The sequence below is a fragment of the Clostridium sp. UBA7791 genome (genome assembly GCF_002480755.1).
Classification (GTDB): domain Bacteria; phylum Bacillota; class Clostridia; order Clostridiales; family Clostridiaceae; genus Clostridium_J; species Clostridium_J sulfidigenes.
On the sequence record NZ_DLCT01000011.1, the window covers coordinates 236,311 to 250,727 of the forward strand.

The window sequence follows — 14,417 nt, forward strand, 5'->3', positions numbered from 1 at the left end:
ATAATCATAGGATTTTAGGTTTTTTATAGATACCAATATTATTTGAAAGGAAGTGAAAATATGAAAAAATTAATCTGTGCAAAAGATATTGAACAATTAATATTAAAGGGTGAAAAAGTATTTTATATAGATGGTAGTGAAATAATTACACCATCAGCTAAGGATCTTGCAAAGAACAATGAAATACTATTTACTACAGAAGCTCCTGCACCTAAGGTAGAGACTTTAGAAGCTAAAAAGGTCCCAAGCATAGAAGGTATGGATAGTGAAATGATGCTTAATTTCTTCAGAGCAATGATGGACAAGGGTCTTTTACAAGAAATGCTTGAATGCTTAAAACCAAAGAATCTTCTATTTGAAGCTGAAAGTGATCCTAATGGACTTAAAGTTGTTAGAGGAAAAACAGTAAAAATGGACGTATTCGACACTGGAAATCCAAATGCAAAAGCTTATTTTCAAGAGTTAGTAAGCAAAGAAGAATCAAAAATGAGTGCTGGATTTTTAGTTATTGAAAATTCAAAATTTGATTGGGAATTAACTTATGAAGAGATTGACTATGTTATCGAGGGAACTTTAACAGTTGAAATCAATGGAAAAACATATACAGCTCATGCTGGAGATGTGCTATTTGTTCCATCTGGTTCTAAAGTAGTTTGGGGTTCTCCAGATAAAGCAAGGGTATTCTACACAACATATCCAGCTAACTGGGCAGATCTTTTATAAATTAGGGGGATTGACCTATGCAAGCACTTGGTTTAATAGAAACAAAAGGATTACTTGCATCTATTGAGGCAGCTGACACAATGGTGAAATCCGCAGATGTAAGTATTATTGAAAAGACCTATGTAGGTGGCGGTCTTGTTACAATTGCAGTTACAGGTGATGTAGGTGCAGTAAAAGCAGCTATAGAAGCTGGAGTAGCAGCTGTTAAAAATCTTAATGAAGAAGCTTTAGTATCAGAACATGTAATTCCACGTCCTCATGAGGAGTTGGAAAGCATAATTGGATCTAAATCTTCAGTGGAAACTCAAGAGGCTTTAGTATCTGATGAAAAAGTTGAAGAACCTGAAGAGATTCAAGAGACTCAGCAGATCCAAGATGCAGAAGACTTAGAAGTTGTAGAAGAAATTCAAGAAACTGAAGAAGTTGAAGAAATTCAAAATAGTGATGCTTTAGACAATGATTTAGATAAACTTCATAAAGGAAGTTTAGAGAATCTACATAAAGATGATGTAGATAATTTAGTTATTAAAAATGGTATTGAAAAAACCGTTTTAATATTATCTAAGCTAAAGGTAGTTAAGCTTAGAAATCTAGCTCGTGAATATAAAGATTTTGGAATTACAGGTAGAGTAATTTCAAAAGCAGGTAAAAATCAATTACTTGCTAAATTCAAGTTGTATTACGAGAAAAATTAGATATTGTAAGGTTTACGAAAGGAAGTAATGACCAATGGAGAACTTTGATAAAGATTTACGTTCAATACAAGAAGCGAGAGATCTTGCTAGACTTGGAAAGGTAGCAGCTAATAAAATTGCTGATTATACTGAAGAGCAAATCGATAAAATTTTACGTAACATGGTTAGAATTGCAGAAGAAAATGCAGTTTGTTTAGCACAAATGGCAGTTGAAGAAACTGGTTTTGGTAAAGTTGAAGATAAAACTTTTAAAAACCATTTAGCAGCTACTATACTATATGAATCAATTAAAGATATGAAAACTATCGATATAATTAGAGAAGATGAGGTAAACAAGATAATAGAGATTGCTGAGCCAGTTGGTTTAGTTATGGGTATAGTACCTTCAACAAACCCAACTTCTACTGCTATTTTCAAAGCTATGATTTCAATTAAATCTCGTAATGCTATAGTATTCTCACCACACCCATCTGCTGCAAAATGTACAATTAAAGCAGCTCAATTAATGCACGATGCAGCTGTTGAAGCTGGTGCACCAGAGAATGTTATAACATGTGTAACTTCACCTTCAATTGGAGCTACAAATGAGTTAATGAAAAGCAAAGAAGTTGCTATAATAATAGCTACAGGTGGTCCAGGAATGGTTAAAGCTGCTTATAGTGCAGGAAAACCAGCTCTAGGTGTTGGTGCAGGAAACTCTCCAGCATACATAGAAAAAACTGCCAACATAGAACAAGCTGTTAGAAATATTATGGCAAGTAAAACTTTTGATAATGGTACAATCTGTGCATCAGAACAATCAATAATCTGTGAAGAATGTAATGAAGCTGCAGTTATTCAAGAGTTCAAAAAGCATGGTGGATACTTCATGACTAAAGAAGAAACTGATAAAGTTTGTAAATTATTATTCAAAAATGGACATGCGATGAATGCTAAATTTGTAGGAAGAAGTCCACAAGTTATTGCAAGTGCTGCAGGAATTGAAATTCCTCAAGGAACTAAAGTACTTATAGGAAGACAAAACGGAGTAGGCGAAGGTAATCCATTATCATTTGAAAAACTTACAACAGTTCTTGGATTCTATACAGTAAAAGATTGTTACCAAGCATGTGATTTAAGTATTGAATTACTTCAAAATGGAATTGGTCACACAATGAGTATCCATACTGAAAATAAAGATATAGTTATGAAGTTTGCTAAAAAGCCAGCTTCTCGTATCCTTGTTAACACTGGTGGAACACAAGGTGGAACAGGTGCAAGCACAGGTCTTAATCCTTCATTCACTTTAGGTTGTGGTACATGGGGAGGAAGCTCAGTATCTGAAAATGTTACTCCTGAGCACCTTATAAACATTAAGAGAGTTGCTTATGGTCTAAAAGACTGCGCAACATTAGCATCTAATGACCCAACTTTCAACTGCATAAAAACTGCTGAGAATTGTCACAGCGTACAAAATCAACTTATGAATATGAGTCCAGCTCAAATTGCAGCAGCTGCAGCGGCTTTAAATAAAGATAACGCTTGCGTTAACAATACTAATACTTGCACTGAATGCAATACTGATAGCACAAAAAATGAAGAGCTTTTAGATTTAGTTAATCAAATAGTTGCCGCTATGAAAGGGGCAAACTAATGGATAATTGTGAAGCAGTATTAAAGCTTTTACTAGAAGCTGTGAAAAACGATAGACAAAAAACTGCATCTCAGGGAAATTCATCTGAGATTCCAGTAGGAGTTTCCAATAGACATGTACATCTTTCACAAAAGGATTTAGAGAGTCTTTTTGGTACAGATTATAGTCTTACAAAACTTAAAGACTTATCTCAACCAGGTCAATATGCATGCAAGGAACTTGTAACAATTTGCGGACCAAAAGGTGCAATCGAGAAAGTTAGAATCCTTGGACCTGTAAGAAGTAAGACTCAGGTTGAAGTATTAAATGGAGATTGCATTAAACTTGGAGCAGCATCAAATGTAAGACTATCTGGAGATTTAAGCAGAACTCCTGGGATTACATTAGTAGGACCAAAAGGCTCTGTTCAAATTGAAGAAGGCTTAGTAGTTGCACAAAGACATATTCACATGACACCTGAAGATGCTAAAAACTTAGGAGTTTGTGATGGAGATACAGTATGTATAAAATTTGACGATTTAAGAGGCGGAATATATAGTAATGTAGCTATTAGAGCTAATGATGCTTCAAAACTTGAATGTCATCTTGATATAGAAGAGGCTAATGCAATGGGCATTAACTCAAAGTCAAAAGTAACAATTGTAAAGTAAAAAAAGTAACAAAATAAGTGGTTATAATTAAAAATTATAATATAAATAAAAGATATTTAGGAGGATTATAAAATGAAATACGATGCATTAGGAATGATAGAAACAAAAGGTTTGGTAGGATCAATTGAGGCAGCTGACGCTATGGTTAAAGCAGCTAACGTATATTTAATAGGTAAAGAATATGTTGGAGGCGGACTTGTAACTGTTATGGTTAGAGGAGATGTTGGAGCTGTTAAAGCTGCTACAGATGCTGGAGCTGCTGCTGCACAACGTGTTGGAGAATTAGTATCAGTTCACGTAATCCCACGTCCACATTCTGAGGTTGAAGTAATTCTTCCATCTTCTAAAGAAGCTGTAAAATAGGATTTTAATAACATTTTAAAAATAGAAACGTCGCTAAAGATAATTTAGCGGCGTTTTTTTAACGAAATAATACTTTATTACCAAATAAATGCATTTTTATGCCATCTTATTTTTTGTTTTTCTGATAAGTTAAGTTTGTATTGGTTCTCTGTCATTATTTTATGAATTTTCTCTTCTGATAACTTTACATAATTTTGCACATTTACAGCAGAAGCAGTAGTAGATATTTGCCCAGTACCTTTTTTCATGACGGGTAACATACTTCATATTTATAATCTTCTAAATGTTCTTCCATAAAGTAAAAAATATTATGAGTTGGGTTAGTTTTATTGCAGCATTAGTCATATTGTAAAAATAACTATTGAAAAAATTTTCGTCTTAAGTTTATAAAATATACTAAAGATAATTTTAGAATAACTAGATAATTATGTATAAAATGTATTATAATTATTTAAATGAGCAGTAGAATTATATATAATTCATATTATCAAGAAGATAATTTAGATATTTTACAATTGTAGATAAGGTTAAGTAAATAGATTTTTGATAATTGAATAGTATTATATTTTAATAAGTGATGTAGCTTGGTGAATGGAGGAAAAATGGAAAGGAATATAATTGAGAAGATAAAGGAAGATGTAAAAAGAAGATGTGAAAGTCCAAATAATTTTTTTGGTGTTGGAAGTTATGAACATATTGAAAGCGTAGCGAATAATGCAGTTGAATTAGCTACACTATATAAAGCAGATGTTGAGGTATGCGAAATTGCAGGATGGTTGCATGATATAGCTTCAATCACAGATTATAAGTTATACGAAAATCATCATATTCATGGTGCAAATATGGCAGAGAAAATCTTAAAATCATATAATTATCCAACAGATAAAATTGAGTTAGTTAAATTATGTATATTAAATCACCGTGGAAGTGTATTAAAAGAAAAAACAACTAAGGAAGAAATATGCGTTGCTGATGCTGATGCTATTTCTCATTACGATACATTGCCATCACTATTTTATTTGGCATTTGTTCAAAGAAAACTGAATATTGATGATGGGTTAGAGTTTGTTAAAAGCAAACTTGAAAGAAGCTATAATAAAATGTCTAAAGAGAGCAAAGAATATTATCAAGATAAAAGAAATATGATTCAAGCTATATTAAGATAATTAGTGTTGAGATGTATTATACATATTTAAATAAGGTAGTAAAAAAATATGGAGGGTTCTTAATATGGAAATAGTAGAAATGAAAATTTCAAACTACCAGGATATTTTTAAACTATGGACTTCTACCCCTGGAATGGGTCTAAGAAATTTAGATGATTCTAAAGAAGGTATAGATAAATTTCTAAGGAGAAACCCTACTACTAATTTTATAGCTGAAGAAGATGGTAAAATAGTAGGAAGTATATTATGTGGACATGATGGTAGACGAGGATATGTTTATCATACTGCTGTAGATATGAGATACAGAGGAAAAGGTATTGGGAAAAAGCTAGTCAATTCAGTTATTAATGCCTTAAAATGCGAAGGAATAAATAAAGCTGCACTAGTTGTATTTACTAATAATGAAGTTGGGAATGGGTTTTGGAGATCCATGGGATGGGAGAAAAGAGAGGATTTAAATTACTATAATTTAAGCATTAATAAAGAAAATTAATTTAGTTGGGGGATTAATATGGAGAAGAAGATAAAATTGATTATAACTGATTTAGATAGAACCCTTTTAAGGACGGATAAAAGCATTTCTAACTATAGTTTAGATGTTATAAGAAGATGTAAGGATCAGGGAGTATATATTGCTATAGCTACAGCCCGTTCAGAGCAAGCTGCTGCAAATTATATTAAATTAATTAATCCTGATATTGTAATTTCTAATGGGGGAGCATTAGCAAAGTGCAAAGATGAAGTTATTTATAAATGTATGTTATCAGCACAGGTATCTGATTCCCTAATTAAAGATTGTGTGATGAGTTCAAATATTGGTGAAATAACTGTTGAAACTGAAAGTGGATATTATTCCAATAGTGAAGAGATAAATAAATTCGGTGAAGATTATACTCATGCTAAATATAATGATTATTCCAAGTCACTAAAATGTATGACCTATAAAATAACTGTGGAGGTTTTCGAGAGTAAAGCTGCAGAGGAGCTAGCCTCTAAATATCCACAATGTAGTTTTCTAACTTACGTTGGAGAAGATTGGTGTAGATTTGCCCATAGAGAGGCAACAAAAATTAATGCCATTAACGAAATAGTTAAATATTTAAATATAAGCCTAGAAGAGGTAGCTGCATTTGGTGATGATATTAATGACCTAGGAATGATAAAACATTGTGGACAAGGCATAGCAGTATCAAATGCAATTGAAGAAATTTTAGAATGTGCATCACATATTACAGGAAGTAATGATGAGGATGGTGTAGCAACTTTTATTAGTGAAAAGTTCCTAGAGAAGGATGAAAATTAGATTAATATGAACAATAAAGATTTTATAAATATAAACTACCTTAAACATGGTAATAGAAAACAACAAAATTCATATAAGGTACTTAAGGAGCTAGATATATTTAATGTTTTAAGAAAGTTTAATCCAATATTAGTAGGGACTATACCTATTAATATTGATATAGAAAACAGTGATTTAGATATAGTATGTGAAGTTTATGATTTTAAGGAATTTCAGAAGATAGTAGAAGATAGGTATTCTATGTTCAGTAAATTTCATATAAGTAATAATAGTACAGATAATGAGACAATATTAACTGTAAACTTTTATGTGGAGGATATTGAAATAGAAATATATGCTCAGTCATTGGATAGTTGTAAACAGAATGGTTATAGGCATATGGTAGTGGAAGATAGAATACTTAGATTAGGTGGAGAAAGAACTAGAGAAGAGGTTGTTATCCTTAAGAAAAATGGATTGAAAACAGAACCGGCTTTTGCAAAACACTTAGGTTTAGATGGAAATCCATATGATGAGCTATTGAAATTAGAAGAATATAGTGATAAAAAGATTAAAGATATGTTAGATAATATTAGAAATAGTTAGTTAAAATTAGATATTCAGCAATAAACATTAAAAGAACTACTAAAACTTCTAATTTGAAGGTAAAACAATGGTTAGGGCAATAATTAATGGTTTGACATGAAAATTAGAAGGGTATAATATAATAGTAACAATTGAATATTATGGAAGATGGGTTCGGTTATATTTTCCTATAACTGATTAAAAGAGAAGCTGGGTGAAAATCCCACACGGTCCCGCCGCTGTAAGAGAGGAGTTTTCTTCTAATATGCCACTGTTTTTATGGGAAGGCAGAAGAAAATAATGATACTTGAGTCAGAACACCTGCCTATTTTTTACACTATAATTCTACGAGAGATGGAAGGGTGTGATTTAATCTATGATAGATAAGATTTAAGACCTTTTAGTTTTAGTAGCTAAGAGGTTTTTTAATTTGCCATTAATAAAGCAATAAATTTAAATTATTAGTAAGGAGTGAGTGTATATGAAAAGAGCACAATTTGATAAGGGAAGTTTATTATTAGTTATATCAGAAATACCAAAGGTTTTAAAAAACTTAGATAATATTATAGATAGGAATAATGAAAAACCAGATACTTCAGAAGGAAATTTTAAGGCGGAATTTACTAACTTTATAAAGCTTTTAGGAAAATATATGAGTAAATGCTTAGTGACTATAAGCGAGCCTTATAATGAAAATTTATATAGTGTAAGTATAGACAACTCAGTAGATGCTGGATTTTTACCACAAATATCATCTGAGTTTTATAACTATTTAAAAGGATTTAGAAACTGTGAAGAAACTATAAAAAATGTATCCTATAATGAACTATATAAATTCTACGTGGATAACCATGATAACATAGATAAATTATATAATCATATGATAGAGTTTACTAACAAATTATAAAAAAATAAACCGTACCCTAAAAGGTACGGTTTATTTTTTTAATTAAATCTTTATTTTAGTTAAAAAGTGAACTGAAGAAATCGCTAATCCAGCTAAATAGTTTATCAAAGAAGCCTGAATCCTTAAGTTCTTTTCCTAGAGCTTCCATTTCATCTTTAAATTTAGATGCACTTTTGTCTAAGGTATCCTTAAGTTTAGAATAATCTAAGTCTAGGTCATTTATATTAGACATTAATGCAACCATATTGTTTTGAATGGTAGCACTTATATCTACATCATATTTTTTTTCAACTTTTTCAATAATTTCTTTAATTTCCTCTTCGCTAGAAGGCTTGTCTTTTATAACAGCTGTTTTAACTTCGTTGATAATTGCAGAAGCTTCTGTATCCCCTATCTCTTCAGCTAAGTCTAGGGATACGTCTATTTCCTCTTGAGCTGCTTTTTTATTAGAGGTAGATAACTCACCACCCATTATATTCTCAGCACCAGCAAGGATTCCAGCAAGAGCTGATTCTCCAGTTACTTCAAAAGGAGCTGAGGCTGTAACCTCTGCATTCAATATTCCAGAAGTAATTAATGCATTTGCAAGCATATCATTAGTTACTAGTGTTAAGTTAGAAGAGTTTACTGTTACGCCATTTTCCTTTTGTAATAGCTTAACATAGGCACTAGAATACCATCCACCTGTAAAATTGGCTAATTCTTTTTCATCAAGACCAAATTGTTTTAGTGCCATTTTACTGTCTACATATATAGCTTCAATATTGTCTGGAGCTTTAAAGTACTTTCTTAATTGAGCTTCTTGACTATCACTTAAATCAGAACCAAAGCTTAGAATTTCACCACTTGGATATTCACCATGAATATCTGCAAAAGCAGTTGTAGGTATAGATATACATGTTAAAATACCTATAGTCATAGCTAATTTTTTAAAAAATTTCTTTGACATGTTAAATTCTCCTTATACTTAAAATGTAAGTAATACTATCTATATAATAAAATCTAGATAGTTACTTTATATATCTTATTATATATATTATATTTTATATTTATAGGATATAGAATAAATATTAATAAATTTGTAAGAAACGAAAAGCGTAAATTAACTGTAACATCTATGGAAATAAAACAATTTTAGTATTAGAATGGAATTATAGTTAAATTTTAAAATAAAGGTGGGATTTGGATGTATAAAAATCAAATAGAAGAATATTTTCACAATCATAAGGATGAAATGTTAAATGACATATGTGATTTAATAAGAATAAGAAGTGATAGATCAGAGGCTAAAGAAGATATGCCTTTTGGAGAGGGCCCAGCAAAGGCTCTTAAGGCTGCTTTAGAGCTAGCAGAAGGTATGGGATTTAATACTACAAATTATGATAACTATGTAGGAGCTATTGATTTTAATGATAAAGAAAAGCAATTAGATATTTTAGCCCATCTAGATGTAGTACCGGTTAGTGATGATTGGACAGTTACAAAACCTTTTGAGCCAATAATGAAAGATGGTAAATTATATGGAAGAGGTTCAGCTGATGACAAGGGACCAGCATTAGCAGCTTTATATGCTTTAAAGGCTGTTAAAGATTTAAATATACCTTTAAGTAAAAATGTTCGTCTTATATTAGGAACAGATGAGGAATGTGGAAGTTCTGATATAGCATATTACTATAAAAAAGAGAAAGAAGCACCTATGACCTTTTCACCTGATGCAGACTTTCCTGTTATAAATATTGAAAAGGGAGGACTACATAGTCCCTTTGAAAGTAAGTTTGAAGAAGATAACAATTTACCAAGAGTAGTTTCTATGACAAGTGGAGTTAAGGTTAATGTAGTTCCAGACACTGCAATTGCAGTTGTGGAAGGCTTCTCAGAGGAAGAAATAAATAAATATTGTATAGATGCAGCAAAAAGCACAAATTTAAAATTCACCTTTGATAAAGACGGTGAAAGCTGGGTTATTAAGGCCAAGGGAGCAGGAGCACATGCGTCTACTCCTGAAAATGGAAATAATGCTCTTACAGGAATGTTACAGTTACTTACATCTATGCCATGCGCTAATAGTGAAGGATTTAAGAAGCTATGTGCTGTTAGTAAGTTATTCCCACATGGAGATTTCAAGGGGGAAGCTTGTGGTGTTAAGATGAGTGATGATTTATCTGGTGAATTAACTATAACTTTAAATATATTTAAATATACTACTTCAGAGTTAAGCGGAACCTTTGATTGTAGAGCGCCACTTTGTGCAACTAATGAAAATGTGCGTGATGTTTTAAGAGACAATATGGCAAAGGATAATATAATCTTATCTAGGGATGATATGTTCCCAGCTCATCATGTTGATGAAAACTCCGAGTTTATACAAACTCTTTTGAAATGTTATGAAGAATATAGTGGACAAAAGGGAGAATGTATAGCCATAGGAGGAGGTACCTATGTTCACCATATTAATAATGGAGTAGCTTTTGGATGTACAATGCCAGGTACTGATAATAATTTACATGGGGATGATGAGTTTGCAGTAGTAGATGAACTTCTACTTAGTGCTAAAATATTTACTCAAGTAATTATTGATCTATGTAAATAATATTTTAATTTAATAAGCCTAGTTAGGATAAGTAGAATAATAATTTCATTTATCTTAGCTAGGCTATTTTATAGTAGTTAAATAGGTAAGAAGAGTATTAAATATTATCCCTATTATAACATGGATTTAACCATGTTATAAAACAGCAAAATCCCAGAAACCCGCATGAATAAAACAACTAGTTAACTAGTTATATAGTTAAATAGGCTTATATGTAAATAGTTTCCTATATGAATATTTGTATAGTTTCCTAAGTGAGATTTTATTATAATTAGTATATTATGTTATAACATATCGAAGTTATAGTGAATATTTTATTTCATATATAAAGGAGAATAATATAATGGAGAAGTTTGAAGGACAACTTAAAGAAGCAATGGGAAAAGGTGGAGCATATATAGAGATACCTTTTAATGTAGAAGAAATTTTTGGAGCTAAGAGGGTTAAAGTTAAAGCTACTTTTGATGGGGTGCCATATAGGGGATCTATTGTTAAAATGGGAACAGAGTGCCACATAATAGGTGTAACTAAAGATATAAGAAAAAAGATAAATAAAGATATTGGAGATTATGTTAAAGTTACAGTTGAAAAGGATGAGGAAGAAAGAAAAATTAATCTTCCTGAAGATTTTAAAATAAGAATTGAAGAATCTAATGAAGTATATGATTTTTGGAATAGTTTATCTTACTCTAATCAGAAGAAATATGTGGATTATATAGATTCTGCTAAAAAGGAAGAAACACGAAAAAAACGAGTAGAGGATTCGATAAATAAGTTAATTAATAAAGAGAAGCTATAAATAAAGTCCCCAAATCCTATGTAGTACAAAGATTATTGATGAATAGTCTGTATAATAAAATCCCTGCAATACTATATTACAGGGATTTTAATAAGTTTTGGGTTGTATAAACTCTAGTTTCATTCCTTTAAAAGTACCTGGGGGGGACAAATTGTAAAAGGGAATCTTATGAAGCTAGAGTATGTATAGAGAATATTATTTAAACTACAACCTGGAATTTACTAGGTTGTAGTTATTCTATTTTAAGTTAAATAACTTTATATATTATCTTTTGTGGTTACAAAGAGTTGGTGATTCAATTAAAGTCGCAAACATATATTTATGAGTATGGTCATCTTCATCAGAAGTTCTTCCTTTTACAAAGTGAACATGTCTTCCATTGCCAACCGGAATAGCTGGTCCAGTTGTATCACAAATTTCATGAAAGTGATCATAGAAATCAGTATTTGTTTGAAGCTTATGGACGTGTGAGTTACGGTAAGGAATAGCTTCACCAGTTACCCCAGCAAATCGATGGTTATGAACTGAACAATCTTCAGAAGCTATTATTGTACTACCAGTATATTCATGAACATGGGTTTGCTCTTTGTGTCTACAAGAGTCATTAGAATTATTACTACAGTTATTGTGGTTCATATAGTTATCATTGGCATCATATTCATAATTAGAATAGTTAGGATAACATTCATAATTCTCATAGTCTTCATAAGCATCATTATAATTATTATAGTTACTATACATATTACTCATTTATTTCCCTCCAATACCTTAGAGGCATACTACATATTATGATTATTCTAATATATTGGTGACACCTTTATTATGATTTTTAAAAATATATTTTATTAAAAGATATATTTTTCTTATAAAACCTTTTAGATAATATTTTAGAGTGAAATGTAGCATAATTAAGATATATATTTTATTTCATTACTACTTTTAAAGTTTTGTTTAATATCAATTGAAGTAGATATTAGTTAAGTGAGAGGAGGAGTAGGTTTGAGTTCAATAATATATATACAGATTATAGGATTAATAATATTAATAATACTATCTAGCTTTTTCTCTGCATCAGAAACTGCCTTAATGTCTATTAGTAAGATAAGGGTTAGACATATGGTAGAGGAAAACATAAAGGGATCTAATAGAGTTAAGGAATTAACTGATAATCCTAGTAGCTTATTAGCATCAATTTTAGTTGGGAATAATGTTGTGAATATAGCATCATCTTCTTTAGCAACGGTTTTAGCTATTAATCTTATTGGAAGTAGAGGTGTGGCTATAAGTACTATAATAATGACTATAGTAGTACTTATTTTTGGTGAGATTACCCCAAAAACTTTAGCTTCACAAAATTCTGAGCAAATATCACTAAGAGTTGCAAATCCAATATTTATTGTAAGTAAGATGCTTAAACCAGTAGTTATCATAACTACTACAATATCAAAGTTCTTTATAAAATTACTTGGAGGGAAAAGTGATAGTAATAAACCATTTATAACAGAAGATGAATTAAAAACTATGGTGGACGTTAGTGAAGAGGAAGGTATACTAAAGTCAGAGGAAAAGGATATGATTCATAATGTATTTCAATTTGGAGACCTTTATGCAAAGGATGTTATGGTTCAAAGGGTAGACATAATAGCTTTAGATATAGAGGAAAGTTTGGATAAGATTATTTCAGTTATAAAGGAAGAAGGGTTTTCAAGAATACCTATATATTCAAATACTATAGATAATATAGTGGGGATATTAAATGTTAAGGATATTATATTTATGGAAGATACTAAGGGATTTAGTTTGAAAAACTATATGAGGGAAATAACCTATACCTATGAGTTTAGAAAGGTTACAGAGCTATTTAAAGATATGAATAAAAATAGGCAGCATATGGTAGTAGTCCTTGATGAATATGGTGGAACCGTTGGAATTGTAACTATTGAAGATTTAATAGAGGAGATAGTTGGGGATATAAGTGATGAATATGATGATGAAGAACCAGAAATATATGTGGTAAAGGAAGATGAGTATATAGTTGAAGGAAGTGTTAGAATAGAGGATATAAATGAACTTATAGGAACAAAAATTGAGTCCGAGGAATTTGATTCCATAGGTGGATTTATAATAGGTGTGCTAGGAAGATTCCCTAATATAAGCGAAGAAATAATTTATAGTAATTATAGATTTATAATTGAAGATATAGATAGGAATAGGATAAAGAAAATTAGAATATATACATAGGTTGGAGCAAATAAAGAATAGATATTAATAAAACTATACTAATATCTATTTTTTATTTATAGAATTTATACTGCTTATGTTGTAAAGCTGTTATAGAGCTAAACTAAGAGCTATAAGACCTTGTCCTACATAGTAACATAACAAGTTCAATGCTGTCATGTAAGATGGTGATTTTTTATGAAAGTATATAAAACACAAAATTAAATCAGATAAAAAGAAGAGACATGCACCTATAATTATAAGTATAGTACTTAAAAAGTTTTCATGGATTAAGGGAGTTAATGATAATGCCCTTGTAACCATAAAACTAATTATAATTGAATAAGTAACAACTAGTTTATAGGCTCCCTTAAAATCAAAGCCTTTTATTAGATTTAAAAATAGAATAGAGATTATTGAAATTAGAATAAATAATAGAACATGCCAAATTAGCACAGGGGTAAGAGTAGCAAAGGCTAAAGAAAAGAATATATGAGCAATAGAAAAACTAATTAATCCATATACAAACATTTTGCTTACTTCATCATCTTTATTAGTATTAAAGGCAAGGAATACATCTCCAATTAAAGATGTTATTAATGCAAAAAGTATAAATATGAAGTATTGGGTATTGAAGTAAAGAATTTTATAGCTAGATACGCATATAGCAATAAATAATAGACTAGTAATAGTCTTAACTATAGGCATTTTATAGCCATGAGGATGATAATTAAAGTATATTAGAAATCCTAGTGATATTAGCATAAATATAAAAAATGTAAGTGATAACATACTTAACCCTCC

17 protein-coding genes and 1 riboswitch are annotated in these 14,417 nt (G+C 30.5%); of the genes, 13 read left to right on the forward strand and 4 right to left on the reverse strand.

The features are described from left to right. Positions 1-60: 60 nt before the first annotated feature. From B3Z56_RS14935 to eutM, 5 genes are all read left to right on the forward strand, one after another. On the forward strand, positions 61-723 hold the full coding sequence (locus B3Z56_RS14935; RefSeq protein WP_150843642.1) for a cupin domain-containing protein: 663 nt from the start codon (positions 61-63) through the stop codon (positions 721-723). Positions 724-740: 17 nt separating this feature from the next. Next, the gene (locus B3Z56_RS14940) at positions 741-1,418 is read left to right on the forward strand and encodes a BMC domain-containing protein (RefSeq protein ID WP_346848811.1); all 678 of its coding nucleotides are present in this window, start codon (positions 741-743) and stop codon (positions 1,416-1,418) included. A 34-nt stretch (positions 1,419-1,452) separates the two neighbouring features. After that, complete coding sequence (locus B3Z56_RS14945) at positions 1,453-3,051, forward strand: acetaldehyde dehydrogenase (acetylating) (protein ID WP_346879117.1); 1,599 nt, start codon at positions 1,453-1,455, stop codon at positions 3,049-3,051. Continuing rightward, entirely contained in the window at positions 3,051-3,701 is a 651-nt protein-coding gene (locus B3Z56_RS14950) for a phosphate propanoyltransferase (RefSeq protein WP_346879118.1), read from the forward strand. Before B3Z56_RS14945 ends, B3Z56_RS14950 begins: the two co-directional genes overlap by 1 nt. Before the next feature lie 72 nt (positions 3,702-3,773). After that, positions 3,774-4,064 (forward strand): ethanolamine utilization microcompartment protein EutM, encoded by a 291-nt coding sequence (gene eutM / locus B3Z56_RS14955; RefSeq protein WP_346848814.1) that lies wholly within the window; start codon positions 3,774-3,776, stop codon positions 4,062-4,064. 77 nt (positions 4,065-4,141) lie between these two features. Here eutM and B3Z56_RS14960 read toward each other — a convergent pair whose 3' ends face one another. Further along, the gene (locus B3Z56_RS14960; RefSeq protein WP_346848815.1) at positions 4,142-4,312 is read right to left on the reverse strand and encodes a hypothetical protein; all 171 of its coding nucleotides are present in this window, start codon (positions 4,310-4,312) and stop codon (positions 4,142-4,144) included. A 354-nt stretch (positions 4,313-4,666) separates the two neighbouring features. Between B3Z56_RS14960 and B3Z56_RS14965 the strand changes: the two genes are divergently transcribed. From B3Z56_RS14965 to B3Z56_RS14985, 5 genes are all read left to right on the forward strand, one after another. Beyond that, on the forward strand, positions 4,667-5,230 hold the full coding sequence (locus B3Z56_RS14965) for an HD domain-containing protein (RefSeq protein ID WP_346848816.1): 564 nt from the start codon (positions 4,667-4,669) through the stop codon (positions 5,228-5,230). A gap of 64 nt (positions 5,231-5,294) precedes the next feature. Then, positions 5,295-5,723, forward strand: a complete 429-nt coding sequence (locus tag B3Z56_RS14970; protein ID WP_346848817.1) for a GNAT family N-acetyltransferase — start codon at positions 5,295-5,297, stop codon at positions 5,721-5,723. A gap of 18 nt (positions 5,724-5,741) precedes the next feature. Continuing rightward, a complete protein-coding gene (locus B3Z56_RS14975; protein ID WP_346879119.1) occupies positions 5,742-6,533 on the forward strand; it encodes an HAD family hydrolase in 792 nt (263 codons plus the stop codon). 6 nt (positions 6,534-6,539) lie between these two features. Then, entirely contained in the window at positions 6,540-7,118 is a 579-nt protein-coding gene (locus tag B3Z56_RS14980; protein ID WP_346879120.1) for a DUF4269 domain-containing protein, read from the forward strand. Between the two features lie 132 nt (positions 7,119-7,250). Beyond that, a riboswitch (cobalamin riboswitch) is annotated at positions 7,251-7,440 on the forward strand. 138 nt (positions 7,441-7,578) lie between these two features. Next, positions 7,579-8,004, forward strand: a complete 426-nt coding sequence (locus B3Z56_RS14985; RefSeq protein WP_346879121.1) for a hypothetical protein — start codon at positions 7,579-7,581, stop codon at positions 8,002-8,004. Positions 8,005-8,059: 55 nt separating this feature from the next. Here B3Z56_RS14985 and B3Z56_RS14990 read toward each other — a convergent pair whose 3' ends face one another. Next, on the reverse strand, positions 8,060-8,953 hold the full coding sequence (locus B3Z56_RS14990; protein ID WP_346848821.1) for a DUF1002 domain-containing protein: 894 nt from the start codon (positions 8,951-8,953) through the stop codon (positions 8,060-8,062). A gap of 237 nt (positions 8,954-9,190) precedes the next feature. On the opposite strand from B3Z56_RS14990, the gene pepV reads away from it, so the two are divergent. Both pepV and B3Z56_RS15000 read left to right on the forward strand, forming a co-directional pair. Beyond that, on the forward strand, positions 9,191-10,594 hold the full coding sequence (gene pepV / locus B3Z56_RS14995; protein WP_346848822.1) for a dipeptidase PepV: 1,404 nt from the start codon (positions 9,191-9,193) through the stop codon (positions 10,592-10,594). Between the two features lie 343 nt (positions 10,595-10,937). Further along, positions 10,938-11,393, forward strand: a complete 456-nt coding sequence (locus B3Z56_RS15000) for a YdeI/OmpD-associated family protein (RefSeq protein ID WP_346848823.1) — start codon at positions 10,938-10,940, stop codon at positions 11,391-11,393. Positions 11,394-11,657: 264 nt separating this feature from the next. Here the strand turns inward: B3Z56_RS15000 and B3Z56_RS15005 are convergent, their stop codons facing one another. Next, positions 11,658-12,029 (reverse strand): YmaF family protein, encoded by a 372-nt coding sequence (locus tag B3Z56_RS15005; protein ID WP_346848872.1) that lies wholly within the window; start codon positions 12,027-12,029, stop codon positions 11,658-11,660. Between the two features lie 363 nt (positions 12,030-12,392). On the opposite strand from B3Z56_RS15005, the gene B3Z56_RS15010 reads away from it, so the two are divergent. Further along, positions 12,393-13,634, forward strand: a complete 1,242-nt coding sequence (locus tag B3Z56_RS15010; RefSeq protein ID WP_346848824.1) for a hemolysin family protein — start codon at positions 12,393-12,395, stop codon at positions 13,632-13,634. Positions 13,635-13,724: 90 nt separating this feature from the next. Here the strand turns inward: B3Z56_RS15010 and B3Z56_RS15015 are convergent, their stop codons facing one another. Then, positions 13,725-14,405: a lysoplasmalogenase gene (locus tag B3Z56_RS15015; protein WP_346848825.1), complete on the reverse strand. Its 681-nt coding sequence runs from the start codon at positions 14,403-14,405 to the stop codon at positions 13,725-13,727. Between the last annotated feature and the right edge of the window lie 12 nt (positions 14,406-14,417).